The sequence below is a fragment of the Allomuricauda sp. ARW1Y1 genome, from assembly GCF_013407935.1.
GTDB lineage: Bacteria > Bacteroidota > Bacteroidia > Flavobacteriales > Flavobacteriaceae > Flagellimonas.
The window spans coordinates 740632-764332 of sequence record NZ_JACBZU010000002.1; the positions used below are offsets into that span (position 1 = coordinate 740632).

The following is a 23701-nucleotide window of genomic DNA, read 5'->3' on the forward strand; positions in this document are numbered from 1 at the left end:
CAGCCTTTCCTTCTCAATCCGAAACTTTTAGTCCAGTCTTAAATTGTCAAAGTAGAAAATACGTTCCTCTGTGGTCAACTCACCATCTGACCCCGTAGGGTTATCCGGTTTGATGACCAGTTGATTGTAGGTTGTTGGTGAGGCAGGTAGACCCGTAAACGTAAATTCTATTTCCGTCCAAGTGTTCGCTCCTCCCGAAACCTGTACAAAGGTTGGTGGAGGATTACCTGTCACGGGATCGGTTTGTGGGTCGAGCGCCAATTCAAATCGATAAGTGACATCCGGCACACTGGAATACACCATCACCTTAAAGGTTTGGGTAGTGATATCGATGGTTCCAGCAGGGAAGGAATTTTGAACTCCGCCCCAACGATTGATACCACTGGCACGTACCACCTGCAACACATTGTCGGATGTATTGATACCGGATGGATCGGGATTTGCTGCCAAACTAGGCACCACACCACCATCACCGATGCTGGAGAAGGCGCTCAAGAAGGTTTCACAGCCTTCAAAATCCAAAGGCAATGAGGTTGCCGCCACGGGAGTTCCGGTACAGCCACTTGTGGCACCGCCACCACCGCCTGAACCTCCTACAACAAGAGAGACATTATCAATATTCACCAATCCAGCTGCTCCATTCAAATCAAAGAGCACTCGTGCGTCTGGAGCACCAAAGCCTGTCGCTGTCAAGACAACTGAATAGGTCTGTCTGGTTGTATTGATGTTCACCGTCTCGGTAGTGTTGGCAAAACTGCCCCCGCTCAAGCCAATCCCAGCTATGATAGGCCTATCTGTATCCGACCATGCGTCAAATGACAATGTATAGGTTTCATCTTGGATGATTTCCAATTTCTGACTTAGGTTGACCAAGAATGGTTGACCTGGGTCTGGGGTGGTTACGTTTACGGAGTAAAATGAATTTCCGTTTTCCGTGGTCACAGGTGCCGCAGCGGCATCATCCACGCCCAATATCCATGGGGCACTTCCGTTCTCAAAGTCTCCGTTGGTCAACAGTCCATCATCAAAGGCAATTACATTTACTGTTCTGGTTACTTCGGTTGCAGCATTACCTGCTGCATCGCTTACGTTATAGGTCACGATATAGGTGCCTGCAACACTGGTATCCACTGTATCTCCACCTACCACAATGTTACCCGAGATGTCCCCGTCTGTATCATCGGTGGCGGTTGCCCCTGCTTCTGTATAGCTATCGCCCACATTTAAATCTACGATGGCGTCTCCATTAAGGGTAATCATCGGCGGGGTAGTATCTTCTGCTGCGGTTCCTCCTACAACCAGTGAAACGTTGTCAATGTTCACCAACCCGGCTGCTCCGTTCAAATCAAATAGGACACGTGCATCCGGGGCACCAAAGCCTGAAGCAGTCAGTACGACAGAATAGGTCTGCCTTGTTGTGTTGATGTTGACAGTCTCCGTAGTGTTCGCAAAGCTACCACCACTTAAACCAATCCCGGCAATGATGGGACGGTCGGTATCGGACCACGCATCAAATGTCAAGGTGTATGTCTCATCTTGTATGATTTCCAATTTTTGGCTCAAATTCACCAAAAAGGGTTGACCTGGGTCTGGAGTCGTGACGTTCACGGAGTAAAAAGAGTTACCACCTTCGGTGGTGACAGGTGCCGCAGCGGCATCGTCCACACCCAAGATCCATGGTGCACTTCCGTTCTCGAAGTCACCATTGGTCAACAATCCATCATCAAATCCACTACCACCACTTCCTCCTCCGGAAGTACCTAGAGTAAGGTCATCTATGTAATATGTTCCTCCCTCGGTGATTGCGCTATCCACCTCATCGTTGTCGGGCTTAATGACCAATTGGTTATAAGCCGTTGGTCCTCCAGGCAGGTTGGTAAAGGTGAACTCTACTTCTGTCCATTCATTTGCGTTGGGTATTGTAACAAATACGGGCGCAGGATTTCCAGTAACCGGATCGGTTTGTGGGTTCAGTGCCAGCTCAAAACGGAAGACCACATTGGCCTTGGTAGAGTACACTTTTAGTTTAAAGACATCTGTAGTGGTAAGGTCAAAATTGTTTTCAAAGGTATTTTGAATCCCTGCAAAGAAACTGGAACCTGAAGGTTTGTCGACTTGCAGGACAAAATCTGAAGTATTTATGCCAGCTTTGGAAGGGTTTTCGGCCAAACCTGAAGTGATACCATCGCCAAAGTTTTCCGAAGAAAGAAAAGTTTCACAACCTTCAAAGTCCACAGGAAGTGCTGTCGCGGCCACTGGTGTGTCCACACATCCACTTGGCGTTGTAGCGGTTTCGACCTGTTCCACATCATCAATAAAGAAATCACCTGCGGTGGTTCCAGGGCCGTCAACGAACAACGTTATTCTGGAGTAGCTCTCCGTAGAAGCAAAATTGAAGGAAACTGTTTCCCAACCTGTTCCACCGTGACTTGCCGATACTTCGGTATCGCTTCCTGTTCCAAGCTCCAATTTCATCAAGATATCGATGGGCTCCTCTGACCAGAAATTTGCGGTTATGGTTTGTTCTGTGGATAAATCGACCGGTGTTCCCAAGTCAAAAAAGATGCCTTCAAAAGCTGCTCCGCTATTGGTTATCTTCCCAACCTTTGAGCTCTTGTCATTGGTTCCGGATACATCAGGATTATCTAAAATTTCGAAAGCTGCACCATTGAATGTGCTCACCCCCAAGTCATAGTTTACATTGTTGTTGTCAAAGGTTATGGGCAGGGTAATAGGTTCTTTGATTACGATAGTGATTTCATCTTCAAAGGTGGAAGTTGCCCCCGCCGTATTGCTGGCCGTTAAAACCACAGTATAGGTTCCACTGGCCGTATAGGTCTTAATCGGATTGATCTCGGTGGACGTATCCCCATCGCCAAAATCCCATTGATAAGAGGTTGCCTTTTCCGAAATGTTGATGAATTCCACCGTTCCGGTATCTTCATCGAGCGTAAAGGTAAAATTGGACAGTATGGTCGGCAAAAGGGTACTGTCGTCCGATTCACACCCGACCAACAAGGCCAGTACAAACACGGATACCAGCTTGAATTTGGTTATTAACTGCTTCATAATCAATAGTTAGTTTAGTTTATTTCTAGTTCTTTATATACTCTAACGTAGTCCACCAACATGGTTTGTGGAAATACGGTCTCTTCATCGGGTGAACCTACAAAAGTGCCCCCAACAGCGACGTTCATCAATATGTAAAATGGCTTATTGAACACCCAAGGCCCTGGTACGTCCTCCGGGGTGATTTGATTGTAGAGGACATCGTCCACATAAAAATTGACGTATTCCGGCCCCCATTCGATGCCGAAAATGTGAAAGCCTGTATCGAATCGGTCATTGGTCAGTTCGTATTCCTTTGAAATGGCTTCCCCTGCTGAATATCCCGGGCCGTGCATGCTACCGATCAAAACGGTTGGCTCTTGACCGCGATACTCCATAATATCTATTTCTCCAGCTCCGGGCCATGGATTTTCGTCAATATCGGCGCCCAACATCCAAAATGCAGGCCATATGCCCTGACCGTAAGGCAAACGGATTCTCGCCTCAAAACGGCCGTATCGTTGCTCGAACTTATCCTTTGTTATCAGTCTGGCCGAAGTGTAAGCGGAGCCCTCGAAGGATTCCTCTCTTGCTGTAATGAGCAATACACCATTCTGAACCGTTACATTATCGGACCTATCGGTGTAGTACTGCAATTCTTGATTGCCCCAACCATTTTCGCCGGTGCCGATTTCGTATCCCCAAATGGAAGGGTTGGGTTGTCCGTCCGTATCAAACTCTTCGGAGAGCGTCAATTCGGTAAATCTGGCCACGGTCTGTTGGTCGTCGGTTTCACAACCTAATAAAGCAATGGCAAAGACCAGCAAAGGGTATTTGAAAAATACATGACTACTGGATTGAAGGTGCTTATGTTTCGTATTCATTGTCATTTTTTTTAGTTGATGGTAGGACATTGTTATTCTGTGTAGAAATAAATATTATCCAGGATGAAATTGGGACCGCCCACCAAAATCAGTGCTCCCAAATTATTTTTTTGAGTTGCCAAATCTCCACCGAGTGGTATATCGAACGAGGTCCATTGGCCAACAGCGAGATTGGTCAGGTCAAATCTCAAGTCCCTATCATCGCCTATGGGAAGTCCAGTGTTTACATCTGTTTCAATAGTTTGATTGGCTCCTACATCCCTGATTTGAATGCCAACTTCGGTGCCCGATTGTTGAACATACACATCGATATGTAAAAAGGATAGACCAGAGGCATCCACAGGACTATTAAATAAGATTCCTGTAAAATTGTTGTTCACGTAAGACACCACAGCGTTATCATTAAGTGTTGCAATTGAAGTTTCTGTGGTAGACCCACCAAAACCAGGTGAAAAATTGCTCTCGGTGGCATTCGCATAGGCATCGCTAAATATCGATGCCACGTTTGCCTGTGGCTGTGTTGGTGTGGGAGCAGGCTGCAAGACACCATTTGATACGATTTCCAAAGAACCCTCTGCACGTACCCCGGCCAAAATAGCCGTAATGTTAGCAGTCCCCTCACCTAGAACATTTACTCGTCCAAGTTCATTTACAGTTGCTACTCCAATATCCGATGATTCAAAATTGAAGTAGGATGGTGCAATACTTACAGTTTGATTGGTCCCATCAGCTAGATTAAAGGTCTGGGTAAGTCCGTTCAAGGTAATACTGGAACCGATAAAGGTTTGTTCGGAGATGGCTTCACCTCCCAATATGGCAGGTTGTGGCTGTGCAACGGTTCCCAACTTTTCGAACTTTATTTCGTCCAGCCAGAGCACGTAGCCACCTTCGTCTCCCTCAAAAGAAGCCCCTTCTGCAATCCAGAACAATCCTGTTTCATTAATCAGTTTTGAAGGGTCCGGGATAGGAATCACATATTTCTCCCATCGCGTACTTACATTCAAATTATTGGCAGTCACCTGAAATTTGTTATTGGTCTCTCCAGAGATACCATATCCTATGGAATTTATACTTGCTGCCTGCGAGGCCTTCGCGTAAAATGTCAGTGCATCGAAACCTGAAAGATCTCGCCTAGCTGTGGTATTGAAGGTAGCTCCTACGAAACCGTTACCAAAAGCTGGCACATCGAATCGCATGGAAGCTTCTCCTTCGAAAGCCTCATTGGTATCTACACTAAATGCTTCTGGGTCTGCCCCTGCATCCACAAATGGGAAATAGTTGAGTCCGGCAGAAAAGGTATCGAGAAACACATCGCCATTGGGCGGGAAGGATGCGAATTCTACATCCTCTGAAAACTCTCTTTCGCAGCCCATCATAAGTGTACATGCAAGGCTCAAAAGAAGTATGGAACGGAAATTTATTGTCTTGTAGTTTTTCATTGCTCAATCTTTTTATTTCCCGATATTAATGTGCACATAAGTCATAATCTCCCATTCATGTCCGTTATCGAAACCAACTGGACTCAAAATAGGCTCGTTGGCAAATTCCTGAGCTACGTTGGGCAGATATCGTGGCGAGAATTCGTTCAAGGATCTCCAAATTCCACGAATTCCAACTTGTGTGCTTGGAAGAATGAACCAATCGGGTTTGCCCAATGTGGTAGAAATATCCAGCATTAACTGCACGGGAAAAGTGAGGTTGAAATCCCTGTGGTAATCATAAGGACCCCAATCGTTTATTTTTTGCGTGTACTGTATTTTGAAATTCTTGTAAAGCATCCTCACATCACCTCCAAAACGCCGGATCAAACGATCGGAATCACCATTACCTTGTCCATTTCCATAGTAGAAATTACCGATGATGCCCAAATCCGGTCCGAGCTTGGAAACCATTCGTGAGTGTACTTCCCAAAGATCTTCCGCTGGTGCAGAATTAGGAAATGCAAAAAATTCCCGATTGGCATTAAAACCGATATGCGCATCCATCCGTGTGGGTAGACGGCGGTAGACAAAGCCTAAATTCATGGCGAATTTGGCGTCTTCTGCCCTATCGTTATCCCACTCGTACATCCAGGTACCCGGGGTAGGGTCATAGGTCAGTAGGATTTCACCTGCAGTAGTTTTCCTGTTCGCCCTTACTGCAAAAGGATCGTCGATAATATTTCTCAATCTTCCTGGACCTCCTACATCATTGGGCATCGCATCTACCAACGGCTCCTGCCACATAAAGTTGGGGGCTATCTGAAAATTGTCAAAAGAATAGGTGAATCCTGTTAAAAAATTGACTTGGTTACCGCTTCCGGTATCCCTAAGTTTCCAGCCGGTAAAGGTCAACGTCTGATCGGCACCACCATTTGCGATCAATCCCATGGCCGCGGTTTGACCGTACCAATTAAATTTTCCTCCTTCGTAGGTGACCTTGAATTTTCCTCCCCAATTATCACTGGCTTGGATTCTATCCTCAAATACCACATAGTTACCAGGAGTACCCCTCACATCCTGAAAGGAAATTCCATTGAGTGGACTTCCTGACCATATTCCTCCTACTTCAAATCCAAATTTTCCAACTTCGCGCTCTATGGCAATGGCCGCTCTCTCGGTTGGCCAGGGTGGTATCACACCACTACGAACTTGGTTGATATCCAAAACTCGACGTCCATTTTCATCCAATACAATATCAGTTTGAAAATCCCTATGATAAATACCGGTAATATTGAAGTTGGCTATATTTTTTCTGTACTTAAACAACATTGTTGGGTTGGCCCCCCACCACAATTGTGGTCCTATTGCCACTTTCAAACCGTCAAACATGCCTTTTCCATCGATTTCCATACCCAGTATCTCACCATTGTAAATATCCAAGTTTGGTCCGTAGTTAGCTTCCGGATAGAACCCGAAGAAATCCCCTTCGTAGCCCCAATGGTAATGTCCGGTCCTGTAAAATCCTTTTAAATCAAATTGTTTGGCTTTCCATTCAAATTCCGCTTGGTAAACCCGAATACGGTTCACATCCTGAACCAATACATTTCCTTGGTCGGTGTTGACTTCAATGGGACGTGAATTGTTTTCGTAGAAGATTTCGTTGATCGGGTTTTGGGCCACATTACCGACCACGTTAAAATTGACCTCGGCACGCATGTTGGGTGCTGGATTACCTTCCACTCCCACAAAATAGGATTGCATATGGTCAAAGCCCAATTGGTTCGGAAAGGTGTTGGGATCATCGGGGTCCGCGTTTTCTGGTGTAGTGATCAAACTACCTCCCGTGCTAAAAGTGGAGAATTTCGCCGTTAGATTACTGATGCGGAGCAAATTGCTTTGTTCGCCCTGCAAGGCCGCCTTATCCCCCCTTGCCTTGAGTACCGCATCCATGATTTGAATATTGTCAAAATGATTCTGGACAAAATTCAAGTCCACACCATCGGCGTAAGGATCCAGTTGATGGGCTTGTTGCAAGGCATAGTAAGCAGCCCTTGGATATAGTTCATAGAGCCCTCTTGGGTCGGTGGCACCTTTGGCACATATCCCGAACCATTCTTCGTTCATATTGTTTGCACCGGGCTCGGCCAAGTCTCTCGAATATCCACCATTGGACCAAGAGGCGTTGGTATCGTGTATATCGGCATTTTCGCGGTCATCAAAACCGTACTTCCACCATCCGTCACTAAACTGAAAGGTAAATCCTCCGATAGAGTTGCCTGCTTTTCCCAGTCCTGCAGCATTTTCATAGATTTCTTCCCAATTTCCTACCATATAGTAAGCTTGGGAAAACTGATCTTCCCTGTTATCGATGGCGTTGAAGGCATCCGCTCCAAATTCAGTGAACATGACCGGCTTGTTGAGTTTATCCTTTACCACTTGGAACATATCTCCAAAGGAGACACCCCTATAGGTATTGGTTCCGTAGATGTCCACGTCCGGACATTCTTCGGCGATGATGTCTATAAAAAGTACATCCCCGTTGCAAATGGCTACGGGGTGGGAGGCATCCATCTCCTTCATCATTTTGGCAGCCTCGTTCATTAGGCGATACATTGGGCGTCCGCGGCTCTCCCCGATATAGTCTATCCGCTGCTGATCATCCGGGAAGTCTTCGGTTTCCGCTCCGGCCCAAAACAGACCGTAGTTGTTTTCATTTCCTAAGAGATACATTAATAGACCGGGGGTATTCTTGTACTCCCGTACCAAATTTTCCAATTCTGACATCAAAAGTGCTTGAGTCTTTGGCTCATCATAGATGGTAACAGGTGTCCAGACCCCGTCAATGGTAAGCCCATATCGCCCAAAAGAGTGGTTCAACATGGTGTAGATGCCATATTCTTCATAGATGTACCGTATCCATCTGGCTGGAACACCAGTATATTGTCGGATTACATTAACCCCCATGTTCTTTAAAAGCGACATCTCGGTGTCGAGACCCGCTTTAATGATTTCATCGGATTTTTCCCAGAATTGTGCGTTTACCGTATTGGTTCCAATGGGTATGTAATCCCAGTTCATACCGTTGATCATGAAGTCCTCTCCGTTCACGACCAATTTCATTCCTGCCTCGTTGCTTTCTACGGTTACCTTAGGCGTTTGGGCAGTTGCCCCAAAAACAAAGCATAAAAGGAACAGTGCGTGCAGCCAGTTTTTCATAGTGTTGTTTAGTTTTAGTTGAGTCCTACATCAAACCCTACCACATCACCAAAATTCATTTGGTTCAGGTATGCACGCAAAGTGCATTTTGTGATAGCTACTTTTTGTAGAAGGTTAAACTTAACTTAACAAAATGTGAATTCCTTAAAAACTACCTCAACAAAAAATATACACTATAAAATAAAGTGTCAATAATTAAGAAATCCTTATTTAATCCACTAAAACAGTGACCTCACCAAAGTATATTAAATCGGTAAACAAGAGGTGTTGTGTATAAATGTTGAGGTAATGTTGAGGTATAAAACTAGTTACGTATAGGACTATAGTTTCAAGATGTAATCAACAAGGTTGTCATCATGGGATAAATCCATTTTTTTTCGAAGACGGTACCGCTTGATCTCCACACTTCTTACCGAAATATTAAAGAGCGGGGCTATCTCTTTGGAAGATAAATTCAAACGTAGGTAGGCACATAATCGAACATCGTTGGGAGACAGGTTTGGATGTGCCTTTTTGAGCTTTTTCAGAAACTTACGGTCGGCATTATTGAATGCTTCCTTGAAGAGTTCCCAATCATCGTTCTGCGTAATGTTCTTATCAATGACCTTAATGATGGGCTTTATGGAACTCGTATCATCGACACTGGACAATAGTTGATCTTTTACCTTGGACAACAGCTCGTTCTTTCGGATGATGCTCAAGGTAGATGCGGCAAGTTCATTGCTCTTGCTCCTGAACTCTTCCTGCAATTGCTCATTCTTTATTTTGATGATTTCCTTTTCATTCTGGGCCTTGGCCAATTCCATATCCCTTTTGTTCTTTTCAATGAGCTTGTGCTGTCGTTTGTGGTAGTAACGCCGATAAGCCTGATGTATCAGAAATGAACACAAGATAAATGCCAAGAGATAAAGTGCCAACATTACATTGGAAATGTACCACGGCCGGGCTATGGAAAACGTAAAGGTTGAAACATTGTTGGAAATTTGGTCGCCAATTTCAGCCCTGACCCGAAAGGTGTAGTCACCATGGGGCAAATTTTCGAAAGTTGTGGTATAAGACTCGGACCAATTGCTCCAATTGTTGTAAATGCCCTCCAATTGATATTGATATTGGGGCTTGAACAACTTATAGTACTCTGGCGTAAAGAACGAAAAGCGAACATGGTTATCGGCACTGCCAAATTCGGCGTTTGATGAAGTTCCCACCAAGGCCCACTGCCGACTCTGCTTATCGGATTTTTCGACCCTCCCGATCTGAACTCTAAAATTCTTATTCTTGAACCCATTGACATCCAAGGTAATGTAGCCCGAAGTAGTCCCCAAAAGGTACTTGCCCTCCTCACCCAGATTCGCAATGTTCTCGTAGCCAACAATGCCATCCCTCATATCTTCCGTCAATGGAATGGGCTTTACCAATAACGTATCCGCCAAAGAGCCTTCCGATAGCAAACTGATATTGGAATTGGTAAACAGCCACAAATTCTCTTCGTTTTGGTCCAAGACCATTTTTCCAGAAACGTATTCATCTTGATTGTAAATACTGCTCAATAAGCTGTCCTTAACAAAAGCATCTGACTCCAACTGATATTTGTATACCCCTTCCCTATATGCATAGAACACATTGTTGCGATATTTAATGATACCCGATTCCGAACCTTTGATCAAGGTGTCCATAGAAATTGTATTCACATGGGAGAAATCATTGTCCACATCCAACTTGAATATGCCCTTGTACTCATGGTTCACAAAAACTTTGTTTCCCAATGTTTCAAAATAGCGTGAGGAATTTCCAAAACCATCTATCTTATTTCGAAGCTTCCAATTGCCCTCGACTTTTTCCAGCACATAAAGACCATCATAATTACCTTGCAACAGCAAATCCTGATGCTTGGGCAAAGGGCTGATTTTCCAGACTCCTTCCACATCGGTAATCCTTTTTGCCGCGTTGCCTTCCACAATGTAGGTGCCCGAATGATGGCAACAAAAAAGGGTGCCGTCAATTTCCTGGAGCGACCAAACCTGGCCCTGGGTCCCTTCGATCAATGTAAAATCGGAATCACCATCCAACTCTTTATGGAACAAGCCTTGATTGGTCCCCAAATACAGGATGCCATCCTTTACCACCGCTGCATAAATACTTCCTACCACCCCTTTGTTGTCCCTGTACACCTTTATGGGTGATTTTAGGTTCACATAGCTGACCCCATTATCGAGCCCCAACCAAATATTGTTGTCCCTATCCTCCATTAAGGAAAGAATCGTGTTGTTGCGCAGGCCCTTTATCTGATCAATATGGTTGAGCAAGGCCCCATCCGCATCCAAAAGAACAAGACCGTTGGAAATGGTACCCAAAGCATAGCTGCCATCATTCAATCTAATGGCACTATACACCGTTATTTTTTTGGGCAAATCATCCAGACCCGTAAGGAATTTGTCCAATACACCGTTGTTGTCCCTATAAAAGCCGTTATGCTTGGTGAGCATGTAGAGTTCTTCATCTTCCTGAAATATATTGATGATTTCATCCGTGAGCACCACCTCATCATCATAAACCAGTTTCGACTTGCCATTGTCTATTTTGAAAACTCCTTTGCCATTTTCCTGAAAATAAATCTCATTGGATACCTTGAACATTCGGAAAAGGGTATCCTCCGTATCAATACTGTTGGTGGATTCCGTTTGAATATTGTAAATATATATGCGTTTTAGGGATTGGAACACAATCCAATCCTCCAAGTTAAAAATGCCCCAAAACTCCTCGTCCTCCAACAAATCTTCTTGCATATCAGCAGATAGGGAAGTATAGCGAAGCATTCCTTGACCATCGCGCACCCAATAACCAAACTCCATGTAACAGCCGGTATAAATACGGTCCCCTACCACCTTTACCGAACGCATAATGGACTCGTTCGGTGATGGGAACAAGGTCCAATCGGCCCCGTTAAATTGCAGAAGGCCTTTGTTATTGGCTATATACATCACCTTATCATGGGCCTGCGAAAGAGCCCAGTTTTGATTTTCAGCCTGATAGTCCGAAGGAGTGTAGTTCTGAATTGGCGGTAGTTCCTGACTCAAAAGCCATTGTGAAAAGAATAAAAGCAAACAAAGTGTGTACCTCATCATAATTTCATAGCGTTAAGGTGCCTTAAGATACTACCTTTTCCCAACTTTTGGACAAAGTCCAAGACAATGAAAATTAAGGTTTCTTCCCTAAAATGGAATTCGTTGATGACCGACCTGTAAAAACCTCTTGAAAGGATGCGCTAAATGCCGAAGGGTAAAAGGACTATTCTGAAATTAGCTAAATTCGCATTGCCATGACTTCGCCCAACCCCATATTGTCCACCATCATCTTTGTTTTTGCCTTTCAAGCGATTGTGCTTGGGTTTTTGTTGGTGACCAAACGGCCACGAAAACAGTCCAACATATTCCTATCGCTTCTCATATTCTTTTTTGCACTGATGGCGCTCAACATTGGTTTGGTGAACATACTGTGGAGCCGTGGCATGATAGACGTTTTTCGGTATATGCAATTGGAGCTCCTTTACGGTATTGGTCCTGCGCTGTATTTCTACACCAAAAGTGTGACCGATAAGGAATTTGTCTTTTCAAAAAGGGATGCCATCCATTTTGTTCCGGTGGTACTGGAGTTTATTTTTTACAGAACGGCATTTTACCGCTTGGGTGCGGACGGGCTCTATCAAACACCGGCCCATCCCTACACCAAGATCTACTTGGCGGAACAATGGCTCGGCAGTTTTTCGATTATGAGCTATGCCATCATATCGCTATGGCTGCTGTTCCAGTATCAATCTTGGCTAAAACAGCATTATTCCAATCTAGAGCATAAATCGCTGAGATGGTTGCAACTTCCCATTATCATTTATGCGCTGTTTTGGATTGGTTGGAATTTCTTTGCAGAGGTGGACAAGTACTTTTTTGACAAATCCCTGAAGGAGTATTACATCCTTCCCACCTTCGTAGGATTGGCCATTGTAACGTGTTGGATTGGTTTTAAGGGATATCTAAAAACACAAAAGGAAACCTCTGGCTACGCCTCACAAAAGTCAAAACCCACTTTGGACGACCCAAATCCAGATTTGGCTAAGCAACTCACAGAATTAATGGAAAAAAAGAAGCCTTATCTCAATTCCAATTTAGACCTCAACACATTGGCGGAGTTGCTGGAAGTAAGTCCAAAACAGGTATCCCAAACCATCAACCGAAGCTTCTCCAAAAATTTTTACGAATATGTGAACAGCTACCGCATCGAAGCTTTTAAAGAATTGGTGGCCCAACCGGAAAACAAAAAATTGACCCTGCTCGGTCTGGCGTTTGAATGTGGTTTTAACTCCAAGTCTACGTTTAACGATGTATTTAAAAAATCAACCGGAAAAACCCCAAGTCAATACGCGAAGCAGCTCAAAAATAAGTCCGAAAGGAAACAGTCGGTCGTTTCGTACGACGAGCACGCCTAGTTTTGCGGAAAATTTAAACTTGATGAAAGCTGTTTTCAACCCTAGAGTCCTTCTATTCCAAATTTGCTTGATGACCAGTTTATCCGGCACCTTGCTGCATGCCCAAGACTATTTCACCAAAAATGAAGTTTTGGAGGATATGGCGTTTCTCTGGGCATCTTTGGAAGAGGCTCATTACAATTTGTACGCCTATACATCTAAGGCAGAATTTGAAAAAAATTATCTCCAAGTCAAAAATTCCATTACTCAGGACAGTTTAAGTCTACTGGAGGCGACTTCCATCTTTCAAAAAGTGATTTCAAAGGCGGACAATGGCCATACTGAAATCGGGTTCCCCGGAAAATCCTATGGCAACTATGCCTACAATGACGGGACATTATTTCCTTTGGAACTTGTGCTCGAACATGGCAAAGCACTGGTCCGTAAAAATTGGTCGGGCAACGACATCCCCATCGGAGCTGAAGTACTGAGCATTAATGACATTCCCATTTCAAAAATCCTAGCTGAAATGCACACCCTGATTTCCGCTGAACGCCCATATTTTAAAAATGCGAAGATTGAACTGTACTCCTTCCCTCGACTTTACTGGCAGCTACACGGCAAACAAGATAATTTTGAAATCAAGTTTAAGTCCAATAAGATCATAAAAACCAAAACGGTTAGCGCAGTGGATTTGATTGAGGGCTACGAAATGAAGCGAACCGAATTGTTCAATCAGGAAAGGTCGCTTCAATTTATAGGAGAATCAGCATACCTTGTCACAGGTGATTTTAGTGGTGATGAAACCAAGTTCAAGAGTTTTGTTGATTCGGCGTTTGCACAAATTAAAGAACGAAGGAGCAAGAACCTGATCATTGATTTAAGAAACAATGGCGGGGGTCACAATGCCTTCAGCGATTACCTGGTTTCGTATTTTGCGGACACTACATTTCGATGGAATTCCAGTTACCAACTGAAAACGAGTCAATTCTTAAAGGAACATGCTAGACAGCACTACGACACCACTTCTACTTTCTGGAAAGAAGCACTTTCACGAGAAAACGGAGAAATTTATAACTACGATTTTGGCGATTATCAACCTCAACCACCATCCAAACGGTTTTCTGGCAATGTTTATGTGTTGGTCAACAGACAGTCACACTCACAAGCCACGGTTACTGCTGCACAAATACAGGATTACGGCTTCGCAACCATTGTTGGCGAAGAAACTGGGGAATATGCCTCACTTTACGCCTCCATCTTCGAATTTAAACTACCCAACACACAAATTCCGGTAAGTGTTTCCAAAGGAAAAATGGTCCGGGTAAGTGGAAGCACCAAAGAAGAGGGCGTTGTCCCGGATATCTTCATCAAAGATCATTTATTGGATGACACCGATGAGATTCTGGAAGGTTTATTGGAAAAAATCAGCAAATCCGATTAGATGTAGTTCATCCATCGGATAATTTGATCAATTAACGATATACTACAATTCACGGATCTTGATATTCCGAAACCAGGTTTCAAAATACCAATATTGCAGCGCAATTTGCCCTGCGGTTGTTTTTCCAAACTCTGGATAGTTGGAAAAATGGGATGCATCTACTTTGTTTTTCCATTCCGGAGTCGTTAAATCCTCCTCTACGGTAAGCTCACCATTGAGGTAAAACTGGATTTTACCATCTTTTTGTTTGATGGTTGTTTTGTTCCAATCCCCTTGCTTGATTTCCACATTGTTTTGTTGGGGCAGGAAAACATAAAGACAACCCGGTCTTTTCTCGGGCACATCGTAGTCCATGTGGTCAGCACCCAATATTTGATACTCTGGACCGCTCTGCCAAGCAGTAGGAACATGGGGCAATTCCTGCACATTGATGAAGATACCACTATTACCATTCCCAATAACTTTCCATTCCAGGGATAGTTCATAATTTTCATAGGCCTTGTCTGTCACCAGGTCACCTGCCGTCAAGGATTCATCATTGGGGTTGCTGTGCAAGGTACCATCCACCACTTCCCAAACCGATTGTGAACCAGAATCGTTGTACAAATGCCAACCATTCATGGTTTCCCCATCAAACAGCAACTCCCAGCCTGCTTCCCTTTCCACCTCCAACAACTGATTGTGTACGGCATTTTCAACAGCGGCCTTTTTGGTACGCCACGTCTCGGCAACATCTTTTTTCTTCTCGTTTTTACAGGATACCAATAGGAAAAGTGTCAGCAGGCATCCAGTGATAATTTTTTGCATGTGCAATCAGTTTTGTTTAGTTGTGCAGCGAATAAAGATAGCAAAAGAATCCGACCTTGCCCCTTGAACTTATTGAGGCCTTGGTTCCAAAAGGTGACTTAGGTCACTTTGCAAAAACAACAGTGTTTGTACATTGCAGGCACTAATTTTTGGAAACGATGAAAGGAAATTTTGCAGCTTTGATCAATAGCGACCAATTGACGCTTATCGACTTTTCGGCAGAATGGTGCGGACCTTGTAAAATGTTGGCTCCCATTTTAAAGCAGGTCAAAGATGAGATGGGCGAAGATTTAAAAATCGTAAAAATTGACGTGGACAAAAACCAAAATTTGGCCAATACGTACCAGGTAAGGGGCGTTCCAACCTTAATTTTCTTCAAAAACGGAAAACAGCTCTGGAGAAAATCGGGCGTACTTCAAAAACAAGAATTGGTCCAGTTGGCCAAATCCTTCTTGTAGCATCATTCAAATAGATGCACCACCATAAAGGGTACGCGGGTGGCGAAGGCCACTTTTTTGATTACTGGTTCCCTAGTCAATTTTTCGAAGAATGAATGGTCCTGATGGATCATCACCAACATATCGATGGTGTCGTCCTGCTGTACCATTTTTTGAATGGTATTGGTAACCGACCCATCCTTTTCGACCTCCACAAACTCGTGCTCAATGGAGTCCAATCGCTTTTCCAGTGCTTCCTTGGACTTTTTTTGTGCCTCGTTCAAATCCGCTGGGTTGCCTACGTAAACAATCCGCAATTTGGCCTTAAAGTTGACCGGAAGGTGCAACAAGGGCTGTAGTTCATAGTTTTCAAAAAGGTGCTCGTAGCCTGTGGCCAGCATCAGCGAATCCAGTTCTCCGTCCGTCTGATAATCCTCAGGAACTGCGATAATGGGACAAAAGTCGATTTCCTTGATGATTTGAAAAGTATTGCTCCCCATAAAGACCTCTTTTAAGCCAGAAACCCCTTTGGTTCCCATGATGACATAATCGATCTCTTCCTTGTACACCGTTTTTCCGATGGCATTTACCAGAGTAGCCTGCTCAGAACGGGCAATAAAATTATGATTGGGGTTTTTGTCCAATGCGCTGATTTTTTCCAGCTCCCTTTTCAAATCGCGTTCCGATTGTTCTTTCATCAAATTGTACAAACGGGTATCATTATATCTCGCCATTTTCGTTGAAAGTCCGGAAGCACCCACCTGAAATGAATTCAGGATAAAGAAATCACAAGGATCGTCCTTAAAAACTGTCAAGGCATATACAATGGCATTCCAAGCATTTTTAGAAAAATCTGTCGGTAATATGATTCGTTTCCTTTTCATAACATCATCGTTTTATGTTTTGCATCACCATAAACGGTATTTTAATCTTGAGCCCCAGTAAATCCACTGTCGACCGGTAGAGCATATCCTCAAAAAACGAATGTCTGGAATTCATCATCACCAACATACCCGCCTCCTTTTGCTCAATCTGTTCTAGTATGATTTCCGCCTTGTTCTTAACGGGAGCGGTCTCAAAACTTAAATAAGGTTTGGTCAAAGTCCCTTCCAAAAACAACTTATTGTCCTCCTGCCGTGGACTGAGCTCGTCGAAATCGGTGATGTACAAACAATGTATCTTGGACTTGAACTTGCCCGCCAAATCGCCCAAAAGTTTTAACTCTCTTCGCTTGTAGGGCAACATATAGTCTGTTGGGAAAAGGATGGCCTTGGGTTGCCTATAATCAAAACCTTCGGGAATGGCCAAAACCGGACATTTTACATATTTGAAAATCTCAATGGTATAGCTCCCAAAGGTGGTCTTATGATCGCTGGTTTCGCCTTTGGTACCCATGATTACCAAATCAATGTTCATCTCGTCCACAAAATCATTCACGGCGTCCACTAGATTGTCCAATTTGGCCACCGTCTCAAAATTGTGCAAAGGGTTTGGGGGTTCACCAAGTACCGAATCGATAAGGGCATCCAATTTCTTTTGGGTGTCCTCCCGTTTTTCCTCCTTCATTTTTTCGAGCTCCTCTTTTGGAGTTGTTTTATAGTGTCCGTACACCTCCTCACCATAGGCATGTAGCACAAAAAAACAAGCCCGCTCGCACTTGTACAATTCTTTGGCATACGTTAGGGCATGTAGGGCATTTTTAGAAAAATCGGTGGGAATCAATATGGTTTTCATCGCAAAACACTTTTTCCAAATATAATGGGATACAAATGGCTAGAAAATGATTTTGGTCAATATGAAAAGGCCAAATGTGGAACCAATTTTAGTCGTGCCTTCCTAATTTTTTAATTGACGATAAACCAATTATAAAATGGATATGGATATTTTAGGGAATAGTTTATCTATTTTTATCCTTGAAATTGCATCCTATACCATGGCAGAAAATAACATAAAAGTCGCATCACCCCCCAGCCCACAACTCAATTTTTATCAAAAAGAAGACCAGGTACTTTTGGCGGTCGACTGCATCATCTTTGGGTTCGACAAGAAAAATCTCAACATACTATTGATCAAAAGACCTATTGAGCCCGAAAAGGGAAAATGGTCCCTCATCGGTGGGTTCCTCAAAAAAAACGAAGATTTGGACCAAGCTGCGGCAAGAGTTTTGGAAAACCTAACAGGTTTGAGCGATATTTATCTAGAACAAATTCACACTTATAGTAAAATTGACCGAGACCCTGGACAGCGCACCATCTCCGTGGCCTATTATGCCCTGATCGATGTGGATAGCCATCAATTCGATGGGGTACAGCTAGATACCGCCCAATGGTTTGATATCAAGGAAGCCCCAAGCTTGATTTTTGACCATAACGAAATGGTGGAAAAGGCAAAGGTGCGTTTACGAAGACGAGCACTGAGCCAGCCCATTGGTTTTGAGTTGCTTCCCGAAAAATTTACCATGCGGCAATTACAAAACTTGTACGAGTCCATTTTGGACAAGGAGCTGGACAAGCGCAACTTCATCAATAAAATCAACTCACTAGACGTACTCATCAAATTGGACGAAAAAGATATGAGCGTTTCCCGAAAAGGGGCATACCTCTATATTTTTGACAAGGAGAAATATCGAAAAAAAGTAGAGGAAGACGGGTTCATCTTCAAAATATAGACCCGCCCCATACTTTCACCGCTTTGTTATCGAAAAACTACATCAATCCTTAAAGTCCGTGGAGAACTTCCATTTGGTTTTATAGTTTTTACTGAGGGGCAATTCTTGTAACAGGCTTCGCAACAGTTCCACTGGCATTCTACCCTCAACCATCACCCGGTCATGAAATTGTTTTTCTGTCCAACCTTGAGCCAACATTTCATTACGCAAGGCATAAAACTGAAGTCCTCCCATCATATAGGCCAATTGATATAACGGCGGATAGCTTGTGGTGAAGGACCTTCTCACCTCCGCCTCGGCATTGGCGTATTCGTGGCCGACCTCATCCACCAAAAGGTCGATACATTCCTGAGGAGTCATCTCTCCCAAATGAAACTTTAAGGAAAAAATGATTCTCGCACATCGATGGATTCTCCAAAACAACATGCCCAATTTTTGTTCCGGCGTTTGGGGAAAATCCTTGTTCCAGAGGATGATTTCCCAATACAAAGCCCATCCCTCGGTCCAAAACGGTGAGGAAAACGGACGACGATAGCTTTTGTGGCGACTCGTCATAAAATACTGCAAATTATGTCCCGGCAACAATTCATGCTGCACCGTCGGAAAGGAAAAGTTGGGGTTGTTGCCCCGCATGCTCATCAACTTGTCGTTATGGTCCATCTCCATTGTGGGATATGAAATAATGATATCCCGCCCTCCCAAAAAGAAAGGACTTATCTTTTGCCGTTCGGGACTCATCATTTTCATGCCCCAGGTTTCCTTGGCCAATTCGGGTATTGTGATCAAATCCCTTTCTTCAATAAAATCCACGGAATGGGAATATAGGTCCATGATGGCCTGTGGTTGCTGTCCCGCAGGAACATAGGTGTTCTTCACATGCTCCAGGGCTTTTTTCCAGTCATCTCCATAGCCCAGCTCCCTTGAGGCCTTTATCATTTCATTTTTGCACCATTCAAATTGTTCTTCCGCTGTTTTGATGAGTTCTGCAGGCGTGTAGGGAATAAATTCCAAGGCTAAACTTTCTTTCAGCGCCTCCTCGCCGATAGGTTTTCCAATAATGCCGCTGCCATCATCCTTTACACTATCCTCAGCATAATTTTCCTTTAGGAATTCGGCATAAGCAGTGAGCTTTTCGTTTAGTTTTTGATAGGGCTTTTCCATCCACCATGTAAAATCCGGGTCGTAGCCATAGTAAAATTCATAGGACTCCTTTAACGCTTTTTGGAATGAGGTAACCACTTCCGAAGCCTTGTCAGCCGTTTGCCAATCCTTAAAGGGTTTGGATTTCCAAGTTTCCATCTCGGTAGCAATCGCTTCGGTAGCATTCTGAAACAATTGGGCCAATTGTTTTGCATCGGGTTGTTTGCCCCTTCTTCGTTCTTGTATAAAAGGGAAAATAGCTTTCGCGAAATCACCCACTTCCTTTACTCCTTTATACGCGCTATAGTCTTGATTCAAAAAGTAATTGCCTTTGGCTACTTGGTTCTTCAGCAGTACATAATCTACCTTTCCTTGTTGTGAAAGGGAAGCGAAGTCAACGGCATCCATTTTATCTTCCCAGTTCGAGTAAAACCTCAAAAACCGTTGGTAATACTCTTCTGACTCGTCGACCGTGTAGGTGCGTTCCAATGCCCAGTTATCCATTTCAAACTCGGTGACCATATCCGCCAATTGACTATGCTGTGCCGTAGCCCATGTACTGATCATGGCAACCAAAGCGATGCTTATTTTCTGTAAGCCCATATTGCTGTATTTAGTTTTCAGTACCTAAAGGTAATGATTGGTTATCTCATTCTATTTTACACCTTGACCATCCAAATTCTGATGCCTTCTAAAGCACCTGAAATCCATGTGCGTAGGGATCGTCGTCATCTATGATGATATTGCTGTAACCCGTAACCTGTGCCCATCCTTGAATACTGGGGATGATGGCCTGTTTTCCGTCCAAGGTGGTTTCAGCCTCTACTTTCCCCACAAACTTGCTCCCGATAATGCTTTCATGCACAAAAGGTTCTCCCACCTTCAAGGCTCCTTTCGCATATAATTGGGCCATGCGGGCCGAGGTTCCTGTTCCACAGGGCGAACGGTCAATGGCCTTGTCCCCATAAAACACCGCATTTCGTCCGGATGAAGTGGCATCCAAAGGTTTTCCTGTCCACATCATATGGCTCACATCCCGTATGGTTGGGTTTTCCGGATGCACAAAGTAATCGGGATATTTCTCGTTTATGGCCTTACGCACCACTTGTGAAAACTGGATAATCTGTCCAGCGGTAAAGTCCTCCAATCCCGTATAATGTTCCTGTGGATCCACAATGGCATAATAATTACCCCCATAGGCCAAATCAAAATGGATTTCACCAAGACCCGGGCAGTCAATGGACAAATTTGCTGCGGCCAGGTACGATTTTACGTTGACCAACTTTACCCATTCCACCTTTTTTCCTGTCAACTGGTATTCGATCTCCACCAAGCCTGCAGGTGCCTCCATCCTTATTTTTCCGGGTGTTTTGGGTACGATGAGGCCTTCTTCTATGGCCACTGTAATGGTTCCGATGGTACCATGACCGCACATGGGGAGGCAACCTGATGTTTCTATAAAAAGAATGGCAAAATCGTTCTCTGGATCATGGGGCGCCATCAAAATACTTCCGCTCATCATATCATGTCCCCTTGGTTCAAACATCAACCCCCGCCGAATCCAATCGTACTCCCTTAAAAAATGCTGGCGCTTCTCGCTCATGTCCTTGCCCATCAAATTAGGGCCTCCCCCTGCTACAACCCGTACTGGATTTCCGCAGGTGTGGGCATCCACACAAAAAAATGTTTTTCTGGCCACTCGCTATTTTTTTAAATGATCTGGCAACAATTCCATAGGAAATGATTGATAACTAATAGGGCGCACCCAACGCTTGATGGAATGCACCCCAACCGCGGTAAACCTTGAATCGGTAGACGCCGGGTAAGGTCCCCCATGTTGCATGGATGCACATACCTCCACCCCGGTGGGCACACCATTATAAATGATTCGTCCCACACGGTGCTGCAACGCATCAACCAATCTTGACAAATTCAATGTATCATTCTTTTCTGCGATGAGAGTGCCGGTCAATTGTCCTTCCAAACCTTCAATAATCTGAATCAATTCCGCTTCGTCCTCACATTGTACCACCATGGAAAAGGGACCAAAAACCTCTTGGTGCATCTTCGGATTATCCAAAAATGCCTTACCTGAAACAGTGGCAATGGTCGCAGCAGCTTCATTGGCATCCAAATTCCCATCGTAGGTTGCCACCACCTCAACACCTTCTTGCCCTGTTACCGCATCTCCTTTGGAGATGTACCCTTTTTTGATATTGGGGTGCAACATGGTTTGCGGGGCTATGGAGACGGTTTCTTTGGCCAACTCTTGAATAAAACTATAGGTATCTTCACTCTTTACCGTCAACAAAAGCCCTGGATTGGTACAAAACTGTCCCGTACCCAAGGTAATGGACCCTGCGTAGGTTTTGGCGAGTTCACTTCCTCTTTTCGAAATGGCACTCGCGGTCATGATCACAGGATTGATACTGCCCATTTCGGCAAAAACAGGAATAGGTTCCTCTCTTTTGGCTGCCAAATCGAACAGTGCCCTGCCTCCACCGATACTTCCCGTAAAACCAACCGCTTTTACTTTTGGATGTTTCACCAAATCGATTCCGGCCTGTACCGAACCATTGATGCTTGAAAAAACACCTTTGGGCATTCCCGTTTTTTCGGCGGCCTTAACAATGGCCGAAGCTACCAACTCATTGGTTCCCGCATGCATGGGATGGGACTTCACAATCACGGGGCAACCTGCCGCCAAGGCACTTGCCGTATCGCCTCCTGCAGTGGAATACGCCAACGGAAAATTACTGGCCCCAAAAACGGCCACTGGCCCCAAGGGAATCATGGTTTTTCGCAAATCCGGTTTAGGCTGCGGTTTTCTATCGGGCTGGGCCGCATCAAATGTATTTTCGCGCCAATCGTCGTTGGCAACCAGTTCGGCAAACGAACGCAACTGAAAAACAGTTCGTCCCCGTTCGCCAATGGCCCTGCCCTCGGGCAAACCCGACTCCAACATGTAGGTATCGATCAATTCTTGGTCCAAGGCCAACATTTCGTCAGCAATGGTATTTAAAAAATCGGCCCGTTGTTTGCCTTGCATCGTTCGGAATACCTTAAAAGCCTCCCAAGCCATGTCCACCGCCGTGTCTATTTCATCTTTGGTGGCTTCCACGAATACCGTTGGGTTCTGAACGTTTTTTTTAGGATCTACCGTTCTGAATTCTACGGAACCATCTGCCTTAAACTGTCCTCCAATACAGTTTTTACCTGTCATCATACTTCGTTATTTATGTTTTTATAGTCCGGAAGCTCCGGTCTATGTTTCATTGCGGTTTCAATCACTTGTAAAACGCGTTCCCGTTCAGCGCCTTGCAAGGGCAATCGGGGTGCTCGCAGATGTTCGGTGCCAATTCCTGTGGCCACTTCGGCCAGTTTGATGTTTTGTACCAATTGTGGACTAATGTCCAACTCCAACAACGGCATAAACCATCGATATATCTTCAGGGCTTCCTCAATCCTGCCTGCTTTCACCAACTCATAAATGGCAACCGTTTCGGCAGGATAGGCACAAACCAGTCCGGCCACCCAACCTACGGCGCCTATGACCAAACTTTCCAATCCCAAGGTATCCACTCCTGTGAAAACCTTTACACGATCGCCAAACCTGTTCTGGATTCGGATCACGTTGGTAATATCTCGGGTAGACTCTTTAATGGCTTGGATATTGTCGCACGCCATCAATTCCTCCAACATATCCAAAGTCACCTCGATCTTATAATCTACTGGATTATTGTACAGCATAATCGGCAAAGAGGTGTTTTTGGCCACTGCCTTAAAATAGGCGACCGTTTCATAATCGGTAGCCTTGTAGCGCATGGGCGGCAACAACATTAATCCTTGGGCACCCACTTTTTCCGCAGTCTGGGCGGCTTCAATAGCACCTTTGGTGCTTTGTTCCGCCACGTTCATGATCACCGGAATTTTTCCGTCGGCCAAAGCAATCGATGTTTTGATCAAGGTTTCCTTTTCTTCTTGTTCCAAGGTGCTCGCCTCTCCCAAGGTACCCCCTAAAATAATCCCGTGTACCCCTGCATCGATTTGCGCTTTTATGTTCTTTTCGAACATCACAAGGTCCAAGGTATCGTCGCTAGTAAACTTTGTAGTTACCGCTGGCATTACGCCTTCCCATTTTACCATAATGTAAGCTTAATTTTTTCCTTTCTAAAATTAC

At 44.4% G+C, this 23701-nt stretch carries 16 protein-coding genes; 4 read left to right on the forward strand and 12 right to left on the reverse strand.

Features of this window, described 5'->3' with window-relative positions; genetic code table 11:
- Positions 1-27: 27 nt before the first annotated feature.
- From GGE08_RS16100 to GGE08_RS08275, 5 genes are all read right to left on the reverse strand, one after another.
- On the reverse strand, positions 28-3069 hold the full coding sequence (locus GGE08_RS16100; protein ID WP_257023974.1) for a carbohydrate binding domain-containing protein: 3042 nt from the start codon (positions 3067-3069) through the stop codon (positions 28-30).
- A 14-nt stretch (positions 3070-3083) separates the two neighbouring features.
- Positions 3084-3932, reverse strand: coding sequence for a family 16 glycosylhydrolase (locus GGE08_RS08260; RefSeq protein WP_179384418.1), 849 nt, complete (start codon positions 3930-3932; stop codon positions 3084-3086).
- A gap of 32 nt (positions 3933-3964) precedes the next feature.
- Complete coding sequence (locus tag GGE08_RS08265; protein WP_179384419.1) at positions 3965-5371, reverse strand: glycosyl hydrolase family 16; 1407 nt, start codon at positions 5369-5371, stop codon at positions 3965-3967.
- A gap of 12 nt (positions 5372-5383) precedes the next feature.
- A complete protein-coding gene (locus GGE08_RS08270; RefSeq protein ID WP_179384420.1) occupies positions 5384-8569 on the reverse strand; it encodes a glycoside hydrolase family 2 TIM barrel-domain containing protein in 3186 nt (1061 codons plus the stop codon).
- Between the two features lie 320 nt (positions 8570-8889).
- Complete coding sequence (locus tag GGE08_RS08275) at positions 8890-11688, reverse strand: triple tyrosine motif-containing protein (RefSeq protein ID WP_179384421.1); 2799 nt, start codon at positions 11686-11688, stop codon at positions 8890-8892.
- 197 nt (positions 11689-11885) lie between these two features.
- Between GGE08_RS08275 and GGE08_RS08280 the strand changes: the two genes are divergently transcribed.
- Together GGE08_RS08280 and GGE08_RS08285 are read left to right on the forward strand one after the other, a co-directional pair.
- Positions 11886-13046, forward strand: coding sequence for a helix-turn-helix domain-containing protein (locus tag GGE08_RS08280; RefSeq protein WP_179384422.1), 1161 nt, complete (start codon positions 11886-11888; stop codon positions 13044-13046).
- Between the two features lie 70 nt (positions 13047-13116).
- Positions 13117-14469, forward strand: coding sequence for a S41 family peptidase (locus GGE08_RS08285; protein ID WP_257023975.1), 1353 nt, complete (start codon positions 13117-13119; stop codon positions 14467-14469).
- Positions 14470-14511: 42 nt separating this feature from the next.
- On the opposite strand, the gene GGE08_RS08290 is transcribed toward GGE08_RS08285, so the two are convergent.
- On the reverse strand, positions 14512-15276 hold the full coding sequence (locus GGE08_RS08290; protein WP_179384424.1) for a DUF1080 domain-containing protein: 765 nt from the start codon (positions 15274-15276) through the stop codon (positions 14512-14514).
- Between the two features lie 158 nt (positions 15277-15434).
- Here GGE08_RS08290 and trxA point away from each other — a divergent pair, with 158 nt between their 5' ends.
- Positions 15435-15734, forward strand: coding sequence for a thioredoxin (gene trxA, locus GGE08_RS08295; protein ID WP_179384425.1), 300 nt, complete (start codon positions 15435-15437; stop codon positions 15732-15734).
- 2 nt (positions 15735-15736) lie between these two features.
- Here the strand turns inward: trxA and GGE08_RS08300 are convergent, their stop codons facing one another.
- Together GGE08_RS08300 and GGE08_RS08305 are read right to left on the reverse strand one after the other, a co-directional pair.
- The gene (locus GGE08_RS08300) at positions 15737-16597 is read right to left on the reverse strand and encodes a universal stress protein (RefSeq protein ID WP_179384426.1); all 861 of its coding nucleotides are present in this window, start codon (positions 16595-16597) and stop codon (positions 15737-15739) included.
- Between the two features lie 4 nt (positions 16598-16601).
- The gene (locus tag GGE08_RS08305; RefSeq protein WP_179384427.1) at positions 16602-17447 is read right to left on the reverse strand and encodes a universal stress protein; all 846 of its coding nucleotides are present in this window, start codon (positions 17445-17447) and stop codon (positions 16602-16604) included.
- Between the two features lie 199 nt (positions 17448-17646).
- Between GGE08_RS08305 and GGE08_RS08310 the strand changes: the two genes are divergently transcribed.
- Positions 17647-18381: an NUDIX hydrolase gene (locus tag GGE08_RS08310; protein WP_179384579.1), complete on the forward strand. Its 735-nt coding sequence runs from the start codon at positions 17647-17649 to the stop codon at positions 18379-18381.
- A gap of 42 nt (positions 18382-18423) precedes the next feature.
- Here GGE08_RS08310 and GGE08_RS08315 read toward each other — a convergent pair whose 3' ends face one another.
- The 4 genes from GGE08_RS08315 to GGE08_RS08330 form a co-directional block, all read right to left on the reverse strand.
- Entirely contained in the window at positions 18424-20124 is a 1701-nt protein-coding gene (locus GGE08_RS08315) for a DUF885 family protein (RefSeq protein ID WP_179384428.1), read from the reverse strand.
- Between the two features lie 88 nt (positions 20125-20212).
- Positions 20213-21220 carry a 4-hydroxyproline epimerase gene (locus GGE08_RS08320; protein WP_179384429.1) on the reverse strand — a complete coding sequence of 336 codons (1008 nt, stop codon included), beginning with the start codon at positions 21218-21220 and terminating at the stop codon, positions 20213-20215.
- A gap of 3 nt (positions 21221-21223) precedes the next feature.
- Positions 21224-22747 (reverse strand): aldehyde dehydrogenase (NADP(+)), encoded by a 1524-nt coding sequence (locus GGE08_RS08325; RefSeq protein WP_179384430.1) that lies wholly within the window; start codon positions 22745-22747, stop codon positions 21224-21226.
- On the reverse strand, positions 22744-23667 hold the full coding sequence (locus tag GGE08_RS08330; RefSeq protein WP_218847513.1) for a dihydrodipicolinate synthase family protein: 924 nt from the start codon (positions 23665-23667) through the stop codon (positions 22744-22746). The genes GGE08_RS08325 and GGE08_RS08330 overlap by 4 nt, the downstream gene beginning before the upstream one ends.
- Positions 23668-23701: the final 34 nt, after the last annotated feature.

Bases quoted from the DNA above. Each gene is read 5' to 3' on its own strand.
- GGE08_RS08300 (WP_179384426.1), bottom strand. From the start codon at position 16,597: ATGAAAAGGAAACGAATCATATTACCGACAGATTTTTCTAAAAATGCT.
- GGE08_RS16100 (WP_257023974.1), bottom strand. From the start codon at position 3,069: ATGAAGCAGTTAATAACCAAATTCAAGCTGGTATCCGTGTTTGTACTG.
- GGE08_RS08265 (WP_179384419.1), bottom strand. From the start codon at position 5,371: ATGAAAAACTACAAGACAATAAATTTCCGTTCCATACTTCTTTTGAGC.
- GGE08_RS08270 (WP_179384420.1), bottom strand. From the start codon at position 8,569: ATGAAAAACTGGCTGCACGCACTGTTCCTTTTATGCTTTGTTTTTGGG.
- GGE08_RS08330 (WP_218847513.1), bottom strand. From the start codon at position 23,667: ATGGTAAAATGGGAAGGCGTAATGCCAGCGGTAACTACAAAGTTTACT.
- GGE08_RS08280 (WP_179384422.1), top strand. From the start codon at position 11,886: ATGACTTCGCCCAACCCCATATTGTCCACCATCATCTTTGTTTTTGCC.
- GGE08_RS08290 (WP_179384424.1), bottom strand. From the start codon at position 15,276: ATGCAAAAAATTATCACTGGATGCCTGCTGACACTTTTCCTATTGGTA.
- GGE08_RS08325 (WP_179384430.1), bottom strand. From the start codon at position 22,747: ATGATGACAGGTAAAAACTGTATTGGAGGACAGTTTAAGGCAGATGGT.
- GGE08_RS08275 (WP_179384421.1), bottom strand. From the start codon at position 11,688: ATGAGGTACACACTTTGTTTGCTTTTATTCTTTTCACAATGGCTTTTG.
- trxA (WP_179384425.1), top strand. From the start codon at position 15,435: ATGAAAGGAAATTTTGCAGCTTTGATCAATAGCGACCAATTGACGCTT.
- GGE08_RS08305 (WP_179384427.1), bottom strand. From the start codon at position 17,447: ATGAAAACCATATTGATTCCCACCGATTTTTCTAAAAATGCCCTACAT.
- GGE08_RS08260 (WP_179384418.1), bottom strand. From the start codon at position 3,932: ATGAATACGAAACATAAGCACCTTCAATCCAGTAGTCATGTATTTTTC.
- GGE08_RS08315 (WP_179384428.1), bottom strand. From the start codon at position 20,124: ATGGGCTTACAGAAAATAAGCATCGCTTTGGTTGCCATGATCAGTACA.
- GGE08_RS08310 (WP_179384579.1), top strand. From the start codon at position 17,647: ATGGCAGAAAATAACATAAAAGTCGCATCACCCCCCAGCCCACAACTC.
- GGE08_RS08285 (WP_257023975.1), top strand. From the start codon at position 13,117: ATGACCAGTTTATCCGGCACCTTGCTGCATGCCCAAGACTATTTCACC.